Below are 19,821 nucleotides of genomic sequence, written 5' to 3' on the forward strand. Positions count from 1 at the left end.
GTGATGCGTATTGCAAGACTCGCCGTGCTGGCCACCTGTGCGGGCCTCGCCGCCTGCTCGGCGCTGGATGGCGAGAAGATCGACTACAAGAGCGCCACCAAGGGTGCCACGCTGGACGTGCCGCCCGACCTCACGCAGCTCACGCGCGACTCGCGCTACCAGGTCCCCGGCGGCCCCGTGTCCGCCAGCAACTACCAGGTCGGCCAGACCGTCACCACCGTGCCGACCGCGGCCACCACGCTGGGCGACGTGCGCATCGAGCGCGCCGGCAACCAGCGCTGGCTGGTGGTCAACCGCCCGGCCGACCAGCTGTGGCAGCCGGTGCGCGACTTCTGGCAGGAGAACGGCTTCCTGCTGGTGCTGGACCAGGCCAACCTCGGCATCATGGAGACCGACTGGGCCGAGAACCGCGCCAAGATCCCGCAGGACTTCATCCGCAATTCCCTGGGCAAGGTGTTCGATTCGCTGTACAGCAGCGGCGAGCGCGACCGCTTCCGCACCCGCATGGAGCGCACGCCCACCGGCGCCACCGAGATCTACATCTCGCACCGCGGCATGCAGGAGACGCTGACCAACAGCTCGCAGAACACCGTCTGGCAGCCGCGTCCCACCGACCCCGAACTCGAGGCCGAGTTCCTGCGCCGGCTGATGGTCAAGCTGGGCGTTCCGCAGGAGCAGACCAAGGCCCTGGTCGCGACGGGCACGCCCAAGACCACCTCGCGCGTGGTCAGCGAGCAGAACACGCCGGTCGTGCAGATCGACGAGAACTTCGACCGCGCCTGGCGCCGCGTGGGCCTGGCATTGGATCGCACCGGTTTCACGGTCGAGGACCGCGACCGCAGCCAGGGCACCTATTTCGTCCGCTACGTGCCGCCCAACCCCGACAAGAAGGAGCCGGGCTTCTTCGGCAAGCTGTTCGGGGGCGGCGAGAAGGCGGAGCCGCCGGTGAAGTACCGCATCGCGCTCAAGAGCCAGGGCGAATCGACCACCGTGTCGGTGCTCAACGCCCAGGGTGCGCCGGAGGCTTCGGCCAACGCGCAGCGCATCGTCCAGGTCATCGCCGACGACCTGAAGTAAGGGCGCAGCGGGGCCGGCCCCGGCCGCCCCGCCTTCTGCCCTGCCGCCGATGATCCGATTCAAGAGCCTGGGCAGCGGCAGCACGGGCAATGCCACCGTGGTGCAGGCGCGCACCGAAGGCCGTCTCACGCACCTGCTGGTCGACTGCGGCCTGGGCATTCGGGCGCTCGACAAGCGCCTCGGGCAGGCCGGCATGCTGGCCGAGCAGATCGACGCGATCTTCATCACCCACGAGCACGCTGACCACATCGGCTGTGCGCGCAAGGTGGCGATGCGCGACCGCATCCCGATCTACATGAGCGAGGGCACCTGGCTGGGGATGGGACAGCCCGACTTCGACGGCCTGCTGCGACTGGCCTGCGACTCCGTGGCCATCGAGGTCGGCGCGCTGCAGGTGCGACCGTTCACCGTTCCGCACGACGCCCGCGAGCCGCTGCAACTGGCCTGCACCGACGGCGCCGTCACGCTGGGCGTCCTGACCGACCTGGGACATGCCACGCCGCACGTGATCGAGCAGCTGGCCGGCAGCACGACGCTGCTGCTGGAATGCAACCACGACCGCGGCCTGCTGGAGGCCGGCCCCTACCCCTGGTTCCTGAAGAAGCGGGTCGGCGGCGACTGGGGCCACCTGGCCAACGAGGATGCGGCCGCCATCGCGCAGGCCATCCTGCCCCGGGGCCTGCGGCAGGTCGTGGCGGCCCACCTGAGCGAACAGAACAACCGGCCCGAACTTGCCCGCGACGCGCTGCTGCAGGCGCTCGGCGCGGCGGTCGAGATCCACGTCGCCGACGGCCCCAGCGGCAGTTGCTGGCTCGACGCCTGAGACTCCCGCGACACGCGTCCGCGGAAGCGGGCACACAAAGCAAAAAGCCGCCCGAGGGCGGCTTTCGCGTGAACGGGAGACCCGTTTACTTGCTGGCGGCGGAAGCGGCAGCAGTGGCAGCCGGGGCAGCAGCGGAAGCACCACCAGCGGCAGCGGCGGCGGCAGCAGCAGCGCCAGCGGCGGCGTCGGAAGACGCAGCGGCGGGAGCGGACGCGGCAGCGGCCGGATCGGCGGCGGGGGCCGGAGCCGGAGCGGGGGCAGCAGCGGGGGCCGGGGCGGGCGCGGGCGCCGGCTCTTCCTTCTTGCCGCAAGCGGCGAGGGCCACGGCCGCCATCAGGGTCGCCAGGACGAGCGATTTCTTCATTTCAGGTTTCCTTTAGGACTGGTCAATTTCCGGATAGGCCTGGCGGCCGGAATGGCAAACAGGCTGAACAGCTGGATCGAGCTTTCCTCTGCTCAGCCTCACATTATATGCAACCGTCCCGGCAATCCGTGCTTCCCCGGGGGGACCGGCGGCTGTGTTCACAAGCCCAGCGTCGTCGCCGGGAACGCCGGCGCGCTGCGCTGCAGCCACTCGGCCAGCTGCTCGCGCACGGCAAGCCGGCGTTCGGGTTCGACCCCGCTGAACCCGGTGCAGCGCTCCGGGTCGAGCCGCTGCATCACCCACGACGGACTCCAGATGGCACTGGGCAGCTCCAGCTCGTCGGCTGACGGGCAGCCGCGCGCCTCGACGATGTGCGACCAGGCCTGGCGCCACTGGACGAAGCGCGCATGGCGCCGCACCACCTCGTCGTAGCGCCGCGCCAACAGCGTCACGCGGCGGCCGCCGGTCGACCATGCCTGCAGCGATTCAGACACGGCCCGCTCGCCCAGCGGCCAGTCGGCGAAGCTGGCGTCGCTGAGGATGATCTCGCGCCAGCCCTCTTGCGCCGCGCAGGCCAGCGCCGAGCGCACCAGCTCGCCGAACGCGGCCCGGCCCTCGAAGCGGCCCTGCGGGAGGTCCCGGGATGTCATGCCGTGGCCCCATGGGCCCAGCCCGCCTCGCACCACGCCAGCAGCAGCTCGCGCGCGGCCTCGCTGGCCCGCTCGACATCGGCGGCGTCCAGGCGCCGGTGGTCGGCCAGGCGGCGCATCAGGCGGGCATCGGCGCCGGCGGCGCGCCAGCTCTCGCCGTTGACGAACACGTGGCGCTCGTCGTACAGCATGCGGGTGCGGCGGTCCAGGACGATGCCGCGCAGCCGGCGCGGCACCGGGCCCGCCTCGAACCACACGTTGGCCTTGGGCTCGCTGAGCGACTCGCCCAGCGCGCGGTCGATGGCCAGCGGGTCGCGCAGGGCCCGCTGCAGGGCGTCGGCCGCGAAGGCGCGCAACTCCGGCGGGATGCGCCCGGCGTCGGCCACGGCGGCCTGCCGGGGATCGGCGTAAAGCGCCTCGCCCGCGACCTCGGCCGCGTCGTCGGCCAGCCGCTCCAGCAGCTCGCGCGCCAGCGCGCCGCGCGCCGGCGCCCGGAACCCGATCGAGTAGGTCTGGCACTCGCCCTCGGCGATGCCGTCGTGCGCATAGCGCGGCGGCAGGTACAGCATGTCGCCGGGCTCGAGGACCTGGTCGTCCTCCGGCTCGAAGCGGTCCAGGATCTTCAGCGGCAGGCCCTCGCGCAGCGCCAGGTCCTTCTGCCGGCCCCAGCGCCAACGGCGCCGGCCCTGGGCCTGTAGCAGGAACACGTCGTAGCTGTCGAAGTGCGGGCCGACGCCGCCGCCGTCGCTGGCCCAGCTGGCCATCAGGTCGTCCACCCGTGCCTGCGGCACGAACGCGAACTGCTGCAGCAGGTCGTGCGCCGCCTCGACGTGGAGGTCGACGCCCTGCACCAGCAGGGTCCAGCGGGGCTGCGCGGCGGCGGGCAGCGCGCGGCGCGTGAACGGGCCGCGGCGCAGCTGCCAGCCGCGCTGGCCGAGCGACACCAGGCGCGACTCCACGCCTTCCTGCCCGGCCAGGTCGAACAGGGCGGCGCGGTCGAGCAAGGGCTTCATGCCGGGCACGGCATTGCGAACCAGCAGCGGCTTGCGCTGCCAGTGGCGGCGCATGAACTGCGCGGGCGTCAGCCCGCCCAGCAGGGGCAAGGGTGTGTCGATGTCCATGGTCGGCGGGTGAACTGCGACAATTCTCCGCCATGGAAGTCACCCCCCAATGCATCGTCGCGCTGACGTGGACCCTCAAGGACACGCTGGGCGAGGAACTCGACGTGCTCGACGAGCCGGTGGAGTTCCTGGTCGGCGGCAATGACCTGCTGGCCAAGATCGAGGAAGCCCTGCAGGGCCACGAACCCGGCGACCGGCTCGACCTGCACCTGGAACCCGAGGACGCCTTCGGCGACTACGACGACCAGCTGGTGTTCCTGGAGCAGCGCTCCCTGTTCCCGGCCGACCTCGAGGAAGGCATGACCTTCGAGGGCCTGCCGGCCGGCGCCAATCCCGAGGCGCCGCGCGACGTGCTGTACACGGTCACCGAGATCTATCCCGAGCACGTCGTGCTGGACGGCAACCATCCGCTCGCCGGCATCGCGCTGCGCCTGCGGCTGAAGGTTGAAGGCGTGCGCGAGGCGACGGAGGAAGAGATCGGCCGCGGCACCACCGGCTCCAGCTTCTTCCGCGTCCAGCCGACATGATGAAAGGGGCGCAACGCGCCCCTGCATCATGTCGTCCCGGCGCACGCCGGGACCGAAGGGGCGCTACGCGCCCCTCGTCATGTCGTCCCGGTGAATGCCGGGACCCATGAAACCCGAAAAACGGAGCGATCCCGGCGCGCGCCGGGATCCCCGCGCCGTCAGGACCGGTAGATGACGCCGTTCTCGACCCGCACGCGGTCGCCCACGCGCAGGTCGCCGAGGGTTCCCACCTCGTAGATGCGCCGGGAGCCGTTGTCGGTCTGCACGGTGACCCGGTACGCCCCGGCACCGGCGCCGGCCGCCGCCGTGTTCGAGCCGTCGTTGCGGCCACCCACGCTGCTACCGATGGCCGCCCCGGCCGCGCCGCCCAGCACCGTGGTGCCGGTGCGGTTGTGGCCGTTGTTGACGTTCTTGCCGATGACGTTGCCGACCACGGCGCCGATCACGCCGCCGGCGATGGCCGCATCGCGGCTGGCATTCGGGTTGGCCGTTCCGGCCTGGCCCATGGCGACGGTCTGGATGTCGGTGACACGGCCAAGTTCCACGGCGGGGATGGTCTGCGCGCCGCCGGGATAGGTCTGGCCCGGCATCGGCGTGGCGGGGTAGTTGCTCGCCGTCGGGTACGGAGCGGTCGGGTAGCTGCCTGCCTGCTGGGGCGGGCTGCCGCAGGCTGCCAGCAGGGCGGCCAGGGCGGTCGCGCCGACGGCCGGCAGGAAACGCTTCGAAGTGCGCATGGGGACCTCCTTTGGATGCATGGGCGCGGGTGCGCGCCTCTCCATCCATTACAGGCAGTCACGCGCTGGCTGGGCAGCCGTGATCGGCGCGCAACTCCGTAGGATCAGGCGGGAAGCCGTGTAGGAACGCCCCGATGGGCGCAGCTGGCTCAGCCCTTGCCGGTGGAGCCGTAGCCGCCCTCCCCGCGCTGGGTGGCGGGGAACTCATCCACGATGTTGAAGCGTGCCTGCAGCACCGGCACGATGACGAGCTGGGCCAGCCGCTCCATGGGTTGCAGCCGGAACGCCGTGTCGCTGCGGTTCCAGCAGCTGACCATGAGCTGGCCCTGGTAGTCGCTGTCGATGAGCCCGACCAGGTTGCCCAGCACGATGCCGTGCTTGTGGCCGAGCCCCGAGCGCGGAAGGATGAGCGCCGCGTAGCCGGGGTCCTTGATCCAGATGGCGATGCCGGTCGGCACCAGGTGCCAGGCATTGGGCCCCAGGTCGATGTGCGCGTCGATGCAGGCGCGCAGGTCGAGGCCGGCGCTGCCGGGCGTGGCATAGGCGGGCAACTGGCCCGCCATGCGCGGGTCGAGGATCTTGACGTCGATGTTCATGCGGTCCAGGAGGGAAGGCGGCGCGCGATGTCGGCCACGAGCGAGCGGGCCAGCTCCAGCTTGGGGGCGCGCGGCAGTTCCTGCGTGCCGTGCTCGTCGACCAGCAGCAGCTGGTTGTCGTCCTGCCCGAACGTGAGGGGGCCGATGTTGCCGGCCAGCAGCGGGATGCCCTTGCGGGCCCGCTTGGCCTGCGCATGCACGAGCAGGTCGTGGCTTTCGGCCGCGAAGCCGACGCAGAACAGCGCGCGCCGGCGGGCCCGCTCGCCCTGCGCCACGGTGGCCAGGATGTCCGGGTTCTCGGTGAAGGCGACGCTGGGCGGCTGCCCGCTGCCGTCCTTCTTGATCTTGTGCCCGCATTCCTCGGCCGGGCGCCAGTCGGCCACCGCCGCGGTGGCGACGAAGACGTCGGCGTCGACCGTGGCCGCCAGCGTGGCCGCCAGCATCTGCCGCGCCGAGGTGACGTCGATGCGCTGCACGCCGCGCGGGGTGGGAAGGCGCACGGGCCCGGCGACCAGTGTGACGGCGGCGCCGGCCTCGCGGGCGGCGCGGGCGATGGCAAAGCCCATCTTGCCGGACGAATGGTTGGTGATGCCACGGATCGGATCGAGCGCCTCGAAGGTCGGGCCGGCCGTCACCACCAGCCGTTTGCCGGCCAGCGGCTTGGGCTGCAGGAAGGCGACGATGTCCTCCAGCAGCTCGGGTGGCTCCAGCATGCGGCCGTCGCCGGTCTCTCCGCAGGCCTGGAAGCCCGATCCCACGCCGAGGATGGTGGCGCCGTCCTGCGCCAGCTGCGCCATGTTGCGCTGGGTGGCCGGGTGGGCCCACATCTCGCGGTTCATCGCCGGTGCCAGCAGCAGCGGCACGCGCTCGATCGGGCGCGCCAGGCACAGCAGGCTCAGGAGTTCGTCGGCGCGTCCGTGCACCAGCCGCGCCATGAAGTCGGCGCTGCACGGCGCGATGACGATGGCATCGGCCTCGCGCGACAGGTTGATGTGCGGCATGTTGTTCGGCTCGCGCACGTCCCACTGCGAGGTGTAGACGGTGCGCCCCGACAGGGCCTGCATGGTGACCGGCGTGATGAACTGCTCCGCCGCCTCGGTCATCACGACCTGCACCGTGGCGCCCTCCTTGACGAAGGCGCGGCACAGCTCGGCGGACTTGTAGCAGGCGATGCCGCCGGACAGCCCGAGGACGATGTGCTTGCCAGCGAGGTCGTTCATGCGCCGGACTGTAGCCGAACAGGCACTGCGAAGTGCAAGCGGACACACGTCCGAGGAAGCCGAAAAGGCGGACGGGAGTTCCGTCCCCATTCGGCATGGCCTCGTTCGACCCGCCCCGTATAATCGCGCATTACCACCTCCCGGAAGCCCGGCCTTCCGAACGACATGACCAGATTCGTCTTCGTCACCGGCGGTGTGGTGTCCTCCCTCGGCAAGGGAATCGCCTCAGCCTCCCTCGCTGCGATCCTCGAATCGCGGGGCCTGAAGGTCACCCTCATCAAGCTCGATCCGTACATCAACGTCGATCCCGGCACGATGTCGCCGTTCCAGCATGGTGAGGTGTTCGTCACCGACGACGGTGCCGAAACCGACCTGGACCTGGGCCACTACGAACGCTTCGTCACCACCCGCATGGGCAAGGTGAACAACTTCACCACCGGCAAGATCTACCAGTCGGTGCTCGAGAAGGAACGCCGCGGCGACTACCTCGGCAAGACGGTGCAGGTCATCCCGCACGTCACCAACGAGATCCAGGAATTCATCAAGCGCGGGGCCCGCTACGGCGAGCCGGGCGCGGTCGACGTGGCCATCGTCGAGATCGGCGGCACGGTCGGCGACATCGAGTCGCTGCCGTTCCTCGAGGCCGCGCGGCAGATGAGCCTGCGCATGGGCGCCAACCAGACCGCCTTCGTGCACCTGACCTACGTGCCGTGGATCGCGGCCGCCGGCGAACTCAAGACCAAGCCCACCCAGCACACGGTGCAGAAGCTGCGCGAGATCGGTATCTCGGCCGATGCCCTGCTGTGCCGGGCCGACCGCAAGATCCCCGACGACGAGCGCTCCAAGATCTCGCTGTTCACCAACGTCCCGGAGTGGGGCGTCATCTCCATGTGGGACGTGAACACGATCTACAAGGTGCCGCGCATGCTCCACGAGCAGGGCCTGGACGGCCTGATCTGCGACAAGCTGCGCCTGAACACGCCGCCGGCCAATCTCAAGCGGTGGGACGAACTGGTCTACGAGACCGAGCATCCGCAGGGCGAGGTGACCATCGCCATGGTGGGCAAGTACGTCGAACTGTCCGACAGCTACAAGTCGCTCAACGAGGCGCTGCGCCACGCCGGCATGAAGAACCACGTGCGGGTGAAGATCGACTACCTCGACTCCGAGTCGCTGGAGGCCGGCAACGTGCAGCAGCTGGCCAAGTACGACGCCGTGCTGGTGCCGGGCGGCTTCGGCAAGCGCGGCATCGAGGGCAAGATCCAGGCCGCGCGGTTCGCCCGCGAGAACCACCTGCCCTATCTGGGCATCTGCCTGGGCATGCAGGTCGCCACCATCGAGTACGCCCGCCACGTGGCCAACCTGCAGGACGCCAACAGCACCGAGTTCGAGCCGCAGACGCCCAACCCGGTCATCGCGCTCATCACCGAGTGGCACGGCTCCGACGGCACCGTGAACAAGCGCGACGAGAACTCCGATCTCGGCGGCACCATGCGGCTGGGGGCCCAGGCCTCCGACGTCGCCAAGGGCACGCTGGCGCACAAGATCTACGGCGACGTGGTGAACGAGCGCCACCGCCACCGCTACGAGGCCAACGTCAACTACCTCGACCAGCTGCGCAAGGCCGGCCTGGTGATCTCCGCCCTTACCCAGCGCGAGCACCTGACCGAGATCGTCGAGCTCCCGCAGGACGTGCACCCCTGGTTCATGGGCGTGCAGTTCCACCCCGAGTTCAAGTCCACCCCCTGGGACGGCCACCCGCTGTTCAACGCCTTCGTGAAGGCCGCGGTCGACCACCAGGGCGCCGGCAACAAGCTCAAGGCCGTGGCCTGACCATGCAAGTCTGCAACTTCCACGTGGGCCTGGACAGGCCCTTTTTCTTGATCTCCGGTCCTTGTGTGGTGGAGTCCGAGCAGCTGCAGATGGACACCGCCGGCACGCTCAAGGAGATCACCTCCGAGCTGGGCATCCCGTTCATCTTCAAGAGCAGCTACGACAAGGCCAACCGATCCTCGGGCACAAGCTTCCGCGGCCCGGGCATGGAGCGCGGGCTGGAAATCCTGGCCAAGGTCAAGAAGGAGCTGCAGGTGCCCGTCCTCACCGACGTGCACACCGAGGCGGAGATCCCGGCCGTGGCCAAGGTGGTCGACATGCTGCAGACCCCCGCCTTCCTGTGCCGCCAGACCGACTTCATCCGCGCCGTCGCGCAGTCGGGCAAGCCGGTGAACATCAAGAAGGGCCAGTTCCTGGCGCCGCACGACATGAAGAACGTCATCGACAAGGCCCGCGCCGCCGCGCGCGAGAAGGGCCTGCCCGAGGACAGCTTCCTGGCCTGCGAACGCGGTGCCAGCTTCGGCTACAACAACCTGGTGAGCGACATGCGCTCGCTGGCCATCATGCGCGAGACCGGCGCGCCGGTCGTGTTCGATGCCACCCACTCGGTGCAGCTGCCGGGTGGCCAGGGCACCAGTTCGGGCGGCCAGCGCGAGATGGTGCCAGTGCTGGCGCGCGCCGCGGTGGCGGTGGGCGTCGCCGGCCTGTTCATGGAGACGCATCCGGTTCCGGCCCAGGCGCTGTCCGACGGCCCCAACGCGGTGCCGCTCAAGCACATGAGGGCGCTGCTCGAGACGCTGGTCGCGCTCGATGCGGTCACCAAGAAGAACGGCTACCTCGAAGACGACTTCCAGGCCTGAGGAGATTCCGCCATGTCCACGCCCGCCTACATGCTGGTCGAGATGAACATCACCGACCCCGAGCGCTACAAGGAATACATGGCGCGGGCCCCGCTCGCGGTCAAGGCCCACGGCGGCGAATACCTGGTGCGCGGCGGCCGCCACGAGACGCTGGAAGGCGACTGGAAGCCCCACCGCGTGGCCATGCTGCGCTTTCCCAGCTACGAGCAGGCCAAGGCCTTCTACGACGCCGAGCAGTACGTACAGGCACGCAGCTACCGCGCCGGCGCCACCGAGTACTTCAACATGGTGCTGGTCGAAGGGGTGTCGGCACCCGTCTGAGGTCGAGCGTTGAGTGTTGAGTGTTGGACGGCAGCCGCCCAGCGCTCAATGCTGAACACTTCACGAAGGAAAGAACTTGAGCGCCATCGTTGACATCGTCGGCCGCGAGATCCTGGACTCGCGCGGCAATCCCACCGTCGAATGCGACGTGCTGCTGGAATCGGGCACCATGGGCCGCGCGGCCGTGCCCTCCGGCGCCTCCACCGGCTCGCGCGAGGCGATCGAACTGCGCGACGGCGACAAGGCCCGCTACCAGGGCAAGGGCGTGCTCAAGGCCGTCGAGCACGTCAACACCGAGATCTCCGAATCGGTGCTCGGCCTCGACGCCTCCGAGCAGGCCTTCCTCGACAAGACCCTGATCGACCTGGACGGCACCGACAACAAGAGCCGCCTGGGCGCCAACGCCATGCTGGCCGTGTCCATGGCGGTGGCCCGCGCCGCCGCCGAGGAGTCGGGGCTGCCGCTGTACCGCTACTTCGGCGGCATGAACGGCTGCATGCTGCCGGTGCCGATGATGAACGTGGTGAACGGCGGCGCGCACGCCAACAACAACCTCGACCTGCAGGAGCTGATGATCATCCCCGTGGGCGCCCCGAGCTTCCGCGAGGCGGTGCGCTACGGCGCCGAGGTGTTCCACGCGCTCAAGAAGATCATCAACGACAAGGGCATGAGCGTCGCCGTCGGCGACGAGGGCGGCTTCGCCCCCAACGTCGAGAACCACGAAGCGGCCATCGGCATGATCCTGCAGGCCATCGAGGCCGCCGGCTACCGGCCCGGCGAGCAGATCGCGCTGGGCCTGGACTGCGCCGCCAGCGAGTTCTTCCGTGACGGCAAGTACCACGTCGAGGCCGAGGGCCAGGTGCTGGAAGCCGGCGCCTGGAGCGAGATCCTGGGTGGCTGGGTCGACAAGTACCCCATCATCAGCATCGAGGACGGCATGGCCGAAGGCGACTGGGCCGGCTGGCGCGACCTGACCGACCGCCTGGGCAAGCGCGTGCAGCTGGTGGGCGACGACCTGTTCGTCACCAACACCAAGATCCTGCAGGAAGGCATCCAGAAGAACATCGCCAACTCGATCCTGATCAAGATCAACCAGATCGGCACCCTGACCGAGACCTTCGCCGCGATCGAGATGGCCAAGCGCGCCAACTACACGGCCGTCATCAGCCACCGCTCGGGCGAGACCGAGGACAGCACCATCGCCGACATCGCGGTGGGCACCAACGCCGGCCAGATCAAGACCGGCTCGCTGTCGCGCTCGGACCGCATGGCCAAGTACAACCAGCTGCTGCGCATCGAGGAAGACCTCGGCGACATCGCGCAGTACCCGGGTCGCTCGGCCTTCTACAACCTGCGCTAGCAGGCACCTGCCCATGGGCTCGCGCCTCGTCCCCGTCATGCTCCTGGGCCTGCTCGCGGTGGTCCACGCGCAGCTGTGGGTGGGACGCGGCAGCGTGGGCAGCGTGGGCGAGATGCAGCGCAAGCTGGAGCAGCAGAAGGCGGCCAACGCCCAGGCCCAGCAGGCCAACGACCGGCTGGCCGCCGAGGTGCGCGACCTCAAGGAAGGCCTGGAAATGGTCGAGGAGAAGGCGCGCCTCGAGTTGGGCATGGTCAAGCCCAACGAGATCTACGTGAACATCGTCGCGCCCAAGTGAGGATCGCCCTGCTCGGGGCCGAGGGCACCGGCAAGACGACCCTCGGCGCCTCCCTGGCCCAGGCCTTGCGCGCACAGGGCCAGCGGGTCACGCTGGTGCCCGAGTTGCTGCGAGACTGGTCCGCACGCCAGGGCCGCGCGGCCCGGCCCGAGGACCCGCTTCTCATCGCACGCGAGCAGGAGCGGCAGGTCGATGCCGCGGCAGGGGCCGGCATCGTCATCGCCGACACCACGGCGCTCATGGTGGCGATCCACGGCGCCGCATTCGACCAGGACAGCGAGCTGTACCGCTTCGCGATCGGGCGCCAGCGCAGCTACGACCTCACCCTGGTCGCCGGCCTCGACCTGCCATGGGCGCCGGACAGCCCGCGGCGCAGTCCCCGCGATCGCGAGTCGGTGGACGCCCTGGTCCGCGCGACCCTGTCCGGGGCCGGCATCGGCTACCGGGTGGTCTACGGCCGCGGCGAGGAGCGGCTGCGCCATGCGCTGGCGCCGGTGCTCGAGCTGCTGGACCGCAGGCCCGCGCTGCCCGAGCGTGAACGCCGCTGGCAATGGGCGTGCGACCGCTGCAGCGACCCCGAATGCGAGCACCGGCTGTTCACCGGGCTGCGCCCGGCCGCCTGACTCACTGCACCGAGGTCGTCACGGGCGGCTGGTCGCCGGGCGAGGTGAACAGCTGCGCGGCATCCACCGCGTCGAAGCGGTACTGCTGGCCGCAGAAGTCGCAGCCCACCTCGATCTGCCCCTGCTCGGCCAGGATGCTGTCGGCTTCCTCCTGGCCGAGGCCCCGGATCATCGAGGCCACCCGGTCGCGGCTGCAGGTGCAGGCGAAGCGCGGCTGCTGGGGCGGAAAGCGCAGCACCTTCTCCTCCCAGAACAGGCGCCGCAGGATGGTGTCGGCGTCCAGTTCCAGCAGCTCCTCGCGCTTGAGGCTGGCGGCCAGGATGGCGATGCGGTTGTAGTGCTCGTTCAGGCCGATCTCGTCCTCGTTGGCCCTGGAGACCATCGAGCCCTGCAGGTTGCCCTCGCCTTCCAGCGGCAGGCGCTGGATCAGCAGGCCGGCCGCCACCTTGCCGTCGGCCGCCAGCACCAGCGTGGTGTCGAGCTGCTCGGACTGCAGCATGTAGTGCTGCAGCACGTCCGACAGCTTGTCGAGCTTTTCGCGGCGGTCGCCGTGCAGCGGCACCACGCCCTGGTAGGGCTGCTGGCCGGGAAACTTGTCGCGCGGGTCGAGCGTGATGGCGCAGCGGCCGTGGTTGTGCACGTTCACCAGGTCGGGCAGCCGGTCGGAGACGGCGACGTTGCCCACCACCTTGGCCGTGGCGCGCAGCGCCAGGTCGTGCTGCACCTCGACCACCGCCACCTTCACCGGGCCGTCGCCGAAGACCTGCAGCACCAGGGCGCCGTTGAACTTGATGTTGGATTGCATCAGCACGCCGGCCGCGGCCATCTCGCCCAGCAGCTCCGCCACCGGCGGAGGCCAGGCGCCGGTGCCGCTGTTGGCATGGCGCCGCGCCAGGATCTCGGTCCAGGCGTCGTCCAGGCGCACCAGTGCGCCGCGCACGGGCAGGCCATCGAAGAGGAACTTGTGGAGCTCGGACATGGAAACCGGGAACCCAAAGCTCTCCCAGATGGCGCTCAGGCGACCTTCTTCAAGCCCTTGGCGAAGCGGGCGGCGTTGGCCACGTAATGGTCGGCGTTGCGCTTCATGGTGGCGGCCGCCGAGTCGTCCAGCGTGCGCACCACGCGCGCCGGCGAGCCGATGATCAGCGAGTTGTCCGGGAATTCCTTGTTCTCGGTCACCACGCTGCCGGCACCGACGATGCTGTTGCGGCCGATGCGCGCGCCGTTCAGGATGACGGACTGGTTGCCGATCAGGGCGCCGTCGGCGACGCTGCAGCCGTGCAGCATCACCTGGTGGCCCACGGTGACGCCGGCCCCGATGACCAGCGGCTTGCCGGGATCGGCGTGCAGCACCGAGCCGTCCTGGATGTTGGTGCGGGCGCCCACCGTGATGTGCTCGCTGTCGCCGCGGATCACGGCGCCGAACCACACGCTGGCGTCGTCGCCCAGCTCCACATCGCCGATCACCGTGGCCGTCTCGGCCACCCAGGCGCCGCGGCCGAGCCGGGGTGTCTTGCCATCGAGTTCGTAGATCGCCATCTCGTTCCTGCGCAAAGAAAAAAGGCATTGTAGGGAGGGCGTCCGGTGTGCGCTGCTGCACACCTGCTGTCCGGCCAGCAGGTCGACAGGGCATCGGCAGGACGCTCGGCAGGCACCGGGCGGGCCGGCGGGCGGTTCGCGGCCGGAACTGCCCCGCCGCTTCCTACAATGCGGCGGATGGAGCTCCGCCAGCTGGCGCTGGACGCCTTGTGCCTGGCCGATCCGGCCGCCAAGGTCGTCGCGGCACTCGCGCTGCGCCCGCAAGCCGCGGGCCTGCCGATCGCCGCGGCCGCGCCGCCCCCCGTCCTGCCGATCCCCGGCCGCCCCGCCCGGCCGGCGCTCGTGCATCCGGCACGGGTGCCGCGCCGCTCGCCGTTCAAGCCGGAAGGCCTGGCGGCCCTGCTGCACGCCATCGCGCACATCGAGTTCAACGCGATCAACCTGGCGCTGGACGCCGCCTGGCGCTTCGACGGCATGCCGCGCGCCTTCCACGAGCAGTGGCTGCGCGTGGCCGCGGAAGAGGCGTTCCACTTCACCCTGTTGCGCGACCACCTGGCAGCGCTCGGCCACGGCTACGGCGACTTCCCGGCGCACGACAACCTGTGGTCGATGTGCGAGAAGACCGCCGGCGATGTCGTGGCGCGCATGGCGCTGGTGCCGCGCACGCTGGAGGCGCGCGGTCTGGACGCCACGCCGCAGATCCAGGACAAGCTGCGTGCCGTCGGCTCGCCGGCCGCCGTCCGCGCGGTCGAGATCCTGGACGTGATCCTGCGCGACGAGGTCGGCCACGTGGCGATCGGCAACCATTGGTACCGCTGGCTGTGCGAGCGCGACGGTGTCGATCCGGTAGCGCACTATCCCGTGCTGGTGGAGCGCTACAAGGCGCCGCGCCTGCACCCGCCGTTCAACCTGGAGGCCCGCTCGCGCGCCGGCTTCTCCGACGACGAACTGGCCTGGCTGCAGGCCTAGGGCAGGCCTCAGGCGGTGAGCGTGCGCAGGATGTCGGCGTACCAGGCGCAGTTCAGGCCCAGCGTGTCGTCGACGCCCTGCTCCCGGGTGCGCATGTCGAGGCGGGCCGAATGGATGCCCAGCAGCTTCCAGGGCAGGGCCGGATCGCCGTCCGGATCGCGCAACGCCACCGGCGCGCCGCTCGCCCCGCGGTGCATGCGCGCATCGGTGAGGAAGTAACCCTGGCCCTGGAAGCGCACCCCGAACGCGGAGGCGACGACGGCCTCGCGCGCCACCGCCAGGTTGTGCACGGTGTCGAAGAAGCCCAGCGGGTAGCCGACGATCAGCAGCGGCGCGCCCAGGCCGATCGCCTCCAGTTCGTCCTGCAGGTGGGCCGGCGTGAACGAGCGCAGCACGGTGCCCAGGGGCAGCGTGGCACGATCGAGTTCCAGCACGCCGACGTCGACCTCCCCGCCCGAGTCCCGGGCCTGCCGCCACAGGCTCATGCCGTTCCGGTACAGCGGCAGCGACAGGACGGCCGTGCGCGTGAGGTCGACCGCGTCGGTGTGCAGCCTGAGCTCCAGCCGGTCGGGATGGTGGCCGCTCGGCTCGTCCGCGAACACATGCCGGCCCGTCACCAGGAACAGCCGGTCGGCACGCTCGAAGAAGAAGCCGGTGGCCGCCGTCAGCGCAAACCCGCCGACGAAGGTCGAGACCCGGACGACGGCCAGCAGAAGGGGTTCGATCATGGGTGCAGGGTCCTCGGGGTGGGAGCGGGTAGCAGCACGAAGGCCAGGGCGGCGAGCGCCAGCAGGCCTGCGATCGCCGCCATCACGGCCGCATAGCGGTCCAGGCCCAGGCCCGGCGCCGCGGTGGCGACCAGCCCGGTCAGCCACTGCACCAGCCCCACGCCCAAAAACATGGCCATGGTGAACACCGCCATGGCGCGTCCGGTCATGGCGGCAGGATAGGCTGAACGCACGTCCGAATACTGCAGCACGATGTAGCCCGACACCAGGCTCATCGCGAGGCTCAGCGCCACGTCCACGGCCGCGCTGCGGCTGGCGGCGATCACGCCATAGAGGACGGCGACCAGCAGGGTGAAGCCGGTGATCCAGCGGCGGCGGGTCCGGTCACCGGGATCGAGCCGGCCGAACAGCGGCGGCCCGAGCATGCCGACGACCGACACGGCCAGGGCCACGTTGCCGGCCTGCAGCAGCGTGAAGCCGTGCCGGTCGACCAGCAGCGGCCCCAGCCACAGGCCGCGCAGGGACAGGAACGAAGCGTAGGTGAAGCTGGCCAGCACCACGATGCCCCAGGTGTGGCGCAGCGAGAACAGGGCCCCGTAGCCGCGCAGCGCGCCCAGCACGCCGGGCCGGGCCGCCGCCGGCCCGGGCGCCGGTGCCTCGCGCACCACCAGCAGGATCGCCAGCCAGGCCAGTGCGGCGCCGCCCGCCAGCACCAGGAAGCCGGCGCGCCACGACACCTGCTCGACCACCCAGGCCAGCGGCGTGCCGGTGAGCAGCAGGCCGGCCGATCCCAGGCCCATGGCGGCGCCGGACACCGCCGCGAAGCGGTCGGCCGGGAAGCGCCGGGCGATGAACACGGTGCAGGCCAGGAAGGCCGGCGCGCAGCCGATGCCGATGACGACCTGCGCCAGCAGCAGTTGCCCATAGTCATGCGCCGTGGCAGCCAGCAGCGCCCCGACCGCGGCCAGCGGGAACGCGGCCAGCACGGTGCGGCGCGGTCCCCAGACATCGATGCCCATGCCCATCACCAGCTGCAACGCGCCGAAGGCCAGGTGGAAGGCGCCCGCGAACAGGCCCAGCTCGCGCGGGGTGAAGCCGAATTCCTGCTGCAGCGGCGGCGCCAGGATGGCGGCCACGGTGCGGAAGGCCTGGCTGAGCGCGAAGCCGCCGATCAGGGCCAGCAACATCACCCACGCGCTGCGGGTGGCTGGAGCTGGCGCTGGCACGGACGGCGCGACGCCCACTCAGTCCACGCGCTCGGCGCCGGTCAGCAGCGCAATGAAACGGTCGGTGCCGACGTTGCCGCCCGACAGGGTGACGCCGACACGCAGGCCGCGGAAGCGCTCGCGGTGGTGCATCAGGGCCGCCAGCGCACAGGCGCCCGACGGCTCCAGCACGACCTTCATCCGCTCGAATGCGAAACGCATCGCCTCGACGACGACCGGGTCGGGCACCGTGAGCACGTCCTCGACCAGCTCGCGGATGACGGCGAAGGTGTGCTGGCCGACCGCCTGGGTCTGCTGGCCGTCGCAGATGGTGCGCGGGACGTCGATCGACACGATGCGCCCGGCGCGCAGCGACTGTCGCATGTCGTCGCCCCGCTCGGGCTCGGCGCCGAACAGCCGGATGCCGGGCAACAGGTGGCGCGCCGCCACGGCGCAGCCGGAGAGGAAGCCGCCGCCACCGGCACAGACGATGAGCGCGTCGAGCGTGCCCACGTCCTGCACCAGTTCGAGCGCCGCCGTGCCCTGCCCGGCCATGACCCGCAGGTCGTCGAACGGCGGGATGAGGTTGGCGCCCTGCTCGTCGACCAGGCGCGCGGCGATGGCGGCCCGGTCTTCCTTGTAGCGGTCGTAGATCACCACTTCGGCACCGTAGCCGCGCGTGGCGGCCAGCTTGAGCGCCGGCGCGTCGTGCGGCATGACGATGGTGGCGCGGCAGCCGTGCAGCTGGGCCGCCAGCGCCACCGCCTGCGCATGGTTGCCGGAGGAGAACGCGACCACGCCGCGTGCCCGCTCGGCGTCGGTCAGGGAGTTGACCGCGTTGTAGCCGCCGCGGAACTTGAAGGCGCCCATGCGCTGCAGGTTCTCGGCCTTCAGGAACGCCTGCGCCCCGAGCAGGCCGTCGAGCGTGCGCGAGGTGAGCACGGGCGTGCGGTGGGCCGCGCCCTTCAGGCGGGCGGCGGCGGCTTCGATGGCATCGAACTGCAGCATGGAACTCCTCCTCACTCGGCCTTGATGCCGGCCGCCTGGATGATGCGCGCGTTGCTCTCGGACTCCTGCGCGATCTGGCGCGCGAACTCCGCGGCGCTGCCGCCGGTCGGCACGTTGTCGCTGGCCACCAGCCGGGCCCGCAGGTCCGGTGCCGCCAGGGCCTTGTTCACCTCGGCATTCAGTCGCTCGACGACCGCCGCCGGCACGGCGGCCGGCGCGAACAGGCCAAAGCGCGAATCGAGGTTGGCCGCCGGGTAGCCCAGTTCGGCCAGCGTCGGGGCATCGGGAAAGCTCTCCAGCCGCGCCGGCGCGCCGACCGCCAGCAGCCGCAGCTTGCCGGCCTTCACGTGCTGCGTGATGGCCGGGCCGGCGTTGACCGACAGCACCTCGAACTGCCCCGACAGGGCATCGGTGATCTGCTGGCCGCCGCCCTTGTAGGGCACGTGCGTGATGTCCACCCTGGCCGCGGCCTTGAGCTGCTCCAGCATCACGTGGCCGAGCGAGGCCGGCCCCGAGGTCGCCCAGCGCACGCTGCCCGGCCTGGCCTTCGAGGCGGCGAGCAGCTCGCGCAGGTCGCGCGCCTGGGTCGCGCTGGTGGCCAGCAGCAGCACCGGCGAGTCCATCACGCTCACCACCGGCCGCAGGTCGCGTTGCGGGTCGAACGGCGACTTGCCCAGGTGCGGGTTCAGCGTGAGCGGGCTGACCGCCGAGAAGCCGATGACGTGGCCGTCGGGCGCCGACTTGGCCACCGCATCGAGCCCGATGCTGCCGCTGGCGCCCGCCTTGTTCTCCACCACCACGGGCTGGCCCAGGGCCGGCCCGAGCCGGTCGGCGAGCGCGCGCGCCACGGTGTCGCTGACACCGCCGGCGGGATAGGCCACGACCAGGCGGATGGGTTTGCCGGGCCAAGTGGTCTGGGCTTGCAGCGGCAGGGCCAGGGAAGCCAGGCCGGCGAGGGTTGCCTGCACGGCGTGGCGGCGGGAAACGTCGGTCATGCGGTCAATCCAGTTGCAGCTTGCGCTCGCGAATGAGCTTGGCCCACTTCTCGTTCTCGGCCCGGACGAAGCCGGCGAACTCGGCGGGGCCGGCGGGGTGCACCTCGGCACCGGCGGCGGCGAACTTGGCGCGCACGTCGGGCTGGGCCAGCACCCTGGCCAGTTCGGTGGCCAGCCGGTCGACCACGTCGCGCGGCAGGCCGGCGGGGCCCACCAGCCCCTGGAAGCCGACCGACTCCATCGCGCCGAGGCCGAGTTCGCGCACCGTGGGGACGTCGGGCAGTTGCGGATCGCGCGCCGGTCCGGTGACCGCCAGCGCCTTGAGCTTGCCGCCCTTGATCTGCGGCAGCAGGACGGTGCCGGCGTCGATCAGCAGCTGCGTCTGGCCGCCGATCAGGTCCTGCACGGCCGGCGCACTGCCCTTGTACGGCACGTGGGTGACGTCCAGGCCGGTCGCCTGGTTCATCAGCTCCCCGTTCAGGTGGGTCGACGTCCCGGCGCCGCCGGAGGCGAAGTTCACCTTGCCGGCATTGCCCTTGGCCCAGGCCACCCACTCCTTGAGGTCGCGGGCCGGATGGTCGGGGCGCGTGACGGCGACGTAGCTGCCCTGGCTGATCTGGCCGATGTAGGTGAACTGCCGGACCGGGTCGTAAGGCTGCTTGGCCTGCAGGTAGGGCGCGATGGCGAACGGACCGGTGTTGGCCAGCAGCAGCGTGTAGCCGTCCGGCGCGGCCCGCGTGAGTTCGGCGGCGGCCAGCATGCCGCCGGCACCCGGCTTGTAGTCGACCACGATCTGCTGGCGCAGGGCTTCCTGCAGCGGGACCTGCACGGTGCGGGCGGCGAAGTCGATGCCGCCGCCGGGCGGGTAGCCGACGATCAGGCGGATCGGTTTGCCGGGATAGCCCTGGGCGCAGGCCAGGCCGGCGAGGGCTGCCAGCGCGAGGCCGGCGACGAATCGCTTCACGGGTGTCTC

The 19,821-nt window shown here is 70.7% G+C and carries 23 protein-coding genes; 10 read left to right on the forward strand and 13 right to left on the reverse strand.

The genetic code is table 11. The features are described 5' to 3' along the window. Positions 1-3 precede the first annotated feature (3 nt). Positions 4-1,077 carry an outer membrane protein assembly factor BamC gene (gene bamC, locus GON04_RS04595; RefSeq protein ID WP_157396780.1) on the forward strand — a complete coding sequence of 358 codons (1,074 nt, stop codon included), beginning with the start codon at positions 4-6 and terminating at the stop codon, positions 1,075-1,077. A 49-nt stretch (positions 1,078-1,126) separates the two neighbouring features. Further along, complete coding sequence (locus GON04_RS04600) at positions 1,127-1,900, forward strand: MBL fold metallo-hydrolase (RefSeq protein ID WP_157396781.1); 774 nt, start codon at positions 1,127-1,129, stop codon at positions 1,898-1,900. Positions 1,901-1,985: 85 nt separating this feature from the next. Here GON04_RS04600 and GON04_RS26720 read toward each other — a convergent pair whose 3' ends face one another. The 3 genes from GON04_RS26720 to GON04_RS04615 form a co-directional block, all read right to left on the reverse strand. After that, positions 1,986-2,264 carry a hypothetical protein gene (locus GON04_RS26720; protein WP_157396782.1) on the reverse strand — a complete coding sequence of 93 codons (279 nt, stop codon included), beginning with the start codon at positions 2,262-2,264 and terminating at the stop codon, positions 1,986-1,988. A gap of 158 nt (positions 2,265-2,422) precedes the next feature. Then, positions 2,423-2,914 (reverse strand): hypothetical protein, encoded by a 492-nt coding sequence (locus GON04_RS04610; protein ID WP_157396783.1) that lies wholly within the window; start codon positions 2,912-2,914, stop codon positions 2,423-2,425. After that, a complete protein-coding gene (locus GON04_RS04615; RefSeq protein WP_157396784.1) occupies positions 2,911-4,035 on the reverse strand; it encodes a JmjC domain-containing protein in 1,125 nt (374 codons plus the stop codon). The genes GON04_RS04610 and GON04_RS04615 overlap by 4 nt, the downstream gene beginning before the upstream one ends. Positions 4,036-4,067: 32 nt before the next feature. Between GON04_RS04615 and GON04_RS04620 the strand changes: the two genes are divergently transcribed. After that, the gene (locus GON04_RS04620) at positions 4,068-4,562 is read left to right on the forward strand and encodes an FKBP-type peptidyl-prolyl cis-trans isomerase (protein WP_157396785.1); all 495 of its coding nucleotides are present in this window, start codon (positions 4,068-4,070) and stop codon (positions 4,560-4,562) included. Positions 4,563-4,720: 158 nt separating this feature from the next. On the opposite strand, the gene GON04_RS04625 is transcribed toward GON04_RS04620, so the two are convergent. The 3 genes from GON04_RS04625 to coaBC form a co-directional block, all read right to left on the reverse strand. Continuing rightward, the gene (locus GON04_RS04625) at positions 4,721-5,296 is read right to left on the reverse strand and encodes a glycine zipper 2TM domain-containing protein (RefSeq protein ID WP_157396786.1); all 576 of its coding nucleotides are present in this window, start codon (positions 5,294-5,296) and stop codon (positions 4,721-4,723) included. A 149-nt stretch (positions 5,297-5,445) separates the two neighbouring features. Further along, entirely contained in the window at positions 5,446-5,892 is a 447-nt protein-coding gene (dut, locus tag GON04_RS04630) for a dUTP diphosphatase (protein WP_157396787.1), read from the reverse strand. Beyond that, positions 5,889-7,112, reverse strand: coding sequence for a bifunctional phosphopantothenoylcysteine decarboxylase/phosphopantothenate--cysteine ligase CoaBC (gene coaBC, locus GON04_RS04635; protein ID WP_157396788.1), 1,224 nt, complete (start codon positions 7,110-7,112; stop codon positions 5,889-5,891). The genes dut and coaBC overlap by 4 nt, the downstream gene beginning before the upstream one ends. Before the next feature lie 165 nt (positions 7,113-7,277). On the opposite strand from coaBC, the gene GON04_RS04640 reads away from it, so the two are divergent. The 6 genes from GON04_RS04640 to GON04_RS04665 all read left to right on the forward strand — a co-directional run bounded on the left by GON04_RS04640 (position 7,278) and on the right by GON04_RS04665 (position 12,404). After that, the gene (locus GON04_RS04640) at positions 7,278-8,945 is read left to right on the forward strand and encodes a CTP synthase (protein ID WP_157396789.1); all 1,668 of its coding nucleotides are present in this window, start codon (positions 7,278-7,280) and stop codon (positions 8,943-8,945) included. A 2-nt stretch (positions 8,946-8,947) separates the two neighbouring features. Then, positions 8,948-9,805 (forward strand): 3-deoxy-8-phosphooctulonate synthase, encoded by an 858-nt coding sequence (gene kdsA, locus GON04_RS04645; RefSeq protein WP_157396790.1) that lies wholly within the window; start codon positions 8,948-8,950, stop codon positions 9,803-9,805. 12 nt (positions 9,806-9,817) lie between these two features. Continuing rightward, positions 9,818-10,126 carry a DUF1330 domain-containing protein gene (locus GON04_RS04650; RefSeq protein ID WP_157396791.1) on the forward strand — a complete coding sequence of 103 codons (309 nt, stop codon included), beginning with the start codon at positions 9,818-9,820 and terminating at the stop codon, positions 10,124-10,126. A gap of 76 nt (positions 10,127-10,202) precedes the next feature. Continuing rightward, positions 10,203-11,486: a phosphopyruvate hydratase gene (gene eno, locus GON04_RS04655; protein WP_157396792.1), complete on the forward strand. Its 1,284-nt coding sequence runs from the start codon at positions 10,203-10,205 to the stop codon at positions 11,484-11,486. A 13-nt stretch (positions 11,487-11,499) separates the two neighbouring features. Then, a complete protein-coding gene (locus GON04_RS04660) occupies positions 11,500-11,781 on the forward strand; it encodes a septum formation initiator family protein (RefSeq protein ID WP_157396793.1) in 282 nt (93 codons plus the stop codon). Then, positions 11,778-12,404: an AAA family ATPase gene (locus tag GON04_RS04665; protein WP_181653888.1), complete on the forward strand. Its 627-nt coding sequence runs from the start codon at positions 11,778-11,780 to the stop codon at positions 12,402-12,404. The genes GON04_RS04660 and GON04_RS04665 overlap by 4 nt, the downstream gene beginning before the upstream one ends. A 1-nt stretch (position 12,405) precedes the next feature. Here the strand turns inward: GON04_RS04665 and hslO are convergent, their stop codons facing one another. Together hslO and GON04_RS04675 are read right to left on the reverse strand one after the other, a co-directional pair. Continuing rightward, complete coding sequence (gene hslO / locus GON04_RS04670) at positions 12,406-13,383, reverse strand: Hsp33 family molecular chaperone HslO (RefSeq protein WP_157396794.1); 978 nt, start codon at positions 13,381-13,383, stop codon at positions 12,406-12,408. A 35-nt stretch (positions 13,384-13,418) separates the two neighbouring features. Next, complete coding sequence (locus GON04_RS04675) at positions 13,419-13,943, reverse strand: gamma carbonic anhydrase family protein (protein ID WP_157396795.1); 525 nt, start codon at positions 13,941-13,943, stop codon at positions 13,419-13,421. Between the two features lie 177 nt (positions 13,944-14,120). On the opposite strand from GON04_RS04675, the gene GON04_RS04680 reads away from it, so the two are divergent. Continuing rightward, entirely contained in the window at positions 14,121-14,912 is a 792-nt protein-coding gene (locus GON04_RS04680) for a ferritin-like domain-containing protein (protein WP_157396796.1), read from the forward strand. Positions 14,913-14,920: 8 nt separating this feature from the next. Here GON04_RS04680 and GON04_RS04685 read toward each other — a convergent pair whose 3' ends face one another. Genes GON04_RS04685 through GON04_RS04705 form a run of 5 tightly spaced genes read right to left on the reverse strand, consistent with a single transcriptional unit; the run spans position 14,921 to position 19,812 of the window. Continuing rightward, on the reverse strand, positions 14,921-15,640 hold the full coding sequence (locus GON04_RS04685; protein ID WP_157396797.1) for a trypsin-like peptidase domain-containing protein: 720 nt from the start codon (positions 15,638-15,640) through the stop codon (positions 14,921-14,923). Then, positions 15,637-16,827 (reverse strand): MFS transporter, encoded by a 1,191-nt coding sequence (locus GON04_RS04690; protein ID WP_157396798.1) that lies wholly within the window; start codon positions 16,825-16,827, stop codon positions 15,637-15,639. The genes GON04_RS04685 and GON04_RS04690 overlap by 4 nt, the downstream gene beginning before the upstream one ends. A gap of 57 nt (positions 16,828-16,884) precedes the next feature. After that, on the reverse strand, positions 16,885-17,853 hold the full coding sequence (locus tag GON04_RS04695; RefSeq protein WP_157396799.1) for a threo-3-hydroxy-L-aspartate ammonia-lyase: 969 nt from the start codon (positions 17,851-17,853) through the stop codon (positions 16,885-16,887). Positions 17,854-17,864: 11 nt separating this feature from the next. Further along, positions 17,865-18,848 (reverse strand): Bug family tripartite tricarboxylate transporter substrate binding protein, encoded by a 984-nt coding sequence (locus GON04_RS04700; RefSeq protein ID WP_157396800.1) that lies wholly within the window; start codon positions 18,846-18,848, stop codon positions 17,865-17,867. Positions 18,849-18,852: 4 nt separating this feature from the next. Continuing rightward, positions 18,853-19,812, reverse strand: coding sequence for a tripartite tricarboxylate transporter substrate-binding protein (locus GON04_RS04705; protein ID WP_181653889.1), 960 nt, complete (start codon positions 19,810-19,812; stop codon positions 18,853-18,855). Positions 19,813-19,821: the final 9 nt, after the last annotated feature.

The organism is Ramlibacter pinisoli (assembly GCF_009758015.1).
GTDB lineage: Bacteria > Pseudomonadota > Gammaproteobacteria > Burkholderiales > Burkholderiaceae_C > Ramlibacter > Ramlibacter pinisoli.

Excerpts from the sequence above, each read along its gene's own strand:
- GON04_RS04615 (WP_157396784.1), bottom strand. The coding sequence starts at position 4,035 with ATGGACATCGACACACCCTTGCCCCTGCTGGGCGGGCTGACGCCCGCG.
- GON04_RS04600 (WP_157396781.1), top strand. The coding sequence starts at position 1,127 with ATGATCCGATTCAAGAGCCTGGGCAGCGGCAGCACGGGCAATGCCACC.
- GON04_RS04650 (WP_157396791.1), top strand. The coding sequence starts at position 9,818 with ATGTCCACGCCCGCCTACATGCTGGTCGAGATGAACATCACCGACCCC.
- dut (WP_157396787.1), bottom strand. The coding sequence starts at position 5,892 with ATGAACATCGACGTCAAGATCCTCGACCCGCGCATGGCGGGCCAGTTG.
- kdsA (WP_157396790.1), top strand. The coding sequence starts at position 8,948 with ATGCAAGTCTGCAACTTCCACGTGGGCCTGGACAGGCCCTTTTTCTTG.
- coaBC (WP_157396788.1), bottom strand. The coding sequence starts at position 7,112 with ATGAACGACCTCGCTGGCAAGCACATCGTCCTCGGGCTGTCCGGCGGC.
- GON04_RS04675 (WP_157396795.1), bottom strand. The coding sequence starts at position 13,943 with ATGGCGATCTACGAACTCGATGGCAAGACACCCCGGCTCGGCCGCGGC.
- bamC (WP_157396780.1), top strand. The coding sequence starts at position 4 with ATGCGTATTGCAAGACTCGCCGTGCTGGCCACCTGTGCGGGCCTCGCC.
- GON04_RS04640 (WP_157396789.1), top strand. The coding sequence starts at position 7,278 with ATGACCAGATTCGTCTTCGTCACCGGCGGTGTGGTGTCCTCCCTCGGC.
- GON04_RS04620 (WP_157396785.1), top strand. The coding sequence starts at position 4,068 with ATGGAAGTCACCCCCCAATGCATCGTCGCGCTGACGTGGACCCTCAAG.
- GON04_RS26720 (WP_157396782.1), bottom strand. The coding sequence starts at position 2,264 with ATGAAGAAATCGCTCGTCCTGGCGACCCTGATGGCGGCCGTGGCCCTC.
- GON04_RS04690 (WP_157396798.1), bottom strand. The coding sequence starts at position 16,827 with ATGTTGCTGGCCCTGATCGGCGGCTTCGCGCTCAGCCAGGCCTTCCGC.
- hslO (WP_157396794.1), bottom strand. The coding sequence starts at position 13,383 with ATGTCCGAGCTCCACAAGTTCCTCTTCGATGGCCTGCCCGTGCGCGGC.
- GON04_RS04700 (WP_157396800.1), bottom strand. The coding sequence starts at position 18,848 with ATGACCGACGTTTCCCGCCGCCACGCCGTGCAGGCAACCCTCGCCGGC.
- GON04_RS04660 (WP_157396793.1), top strand. The coding sequence starts at position 11,500 with ATGGGCTCGCGCCTCGTCCCCGTCATGCTCCTGGGCCTGCTCGCGGTG.
- GON04_RS04610 (WP_157396783.1), bottom strand. The coding sequence starts at position 2,914 with ATGACATCCCGGGACCTCCCGCAGGGCCGCTTCGAGGGCCGGGCCGCG.
- GON04_RS04695 (WP_157396799.1), bottom strand. The coding sequence starts at position 17,853 with ATGCTGCAGTTCGATGCCATCGAAGCCGCCGCCGCCCGCCTGAAGGGC.
- GON04_RS04685 (WP_157396797.1), bottom strand. The coding sequence starts at position 15,640 with ATGATCGAACCCCTTCTGCTGGCCGTCGTCCGGGTCTCGACCTTCGTC.
- GON04_RS04680 (WP_157396796.1), top strand. The coding sequence starts at position 14,121 with ATGGAGCTCCGCCAGCTGGCGCTGGACGCCTTGTGCCTGGCCGATCCG.
- GON04_RS04625 (WP_157396786.1), bottom strand. The coding sequence starts at position 5,296 with ATGCGCACTTCGAAGCGTTTCCTGCCGGCCGTCGGCGCGACCGCCCTG.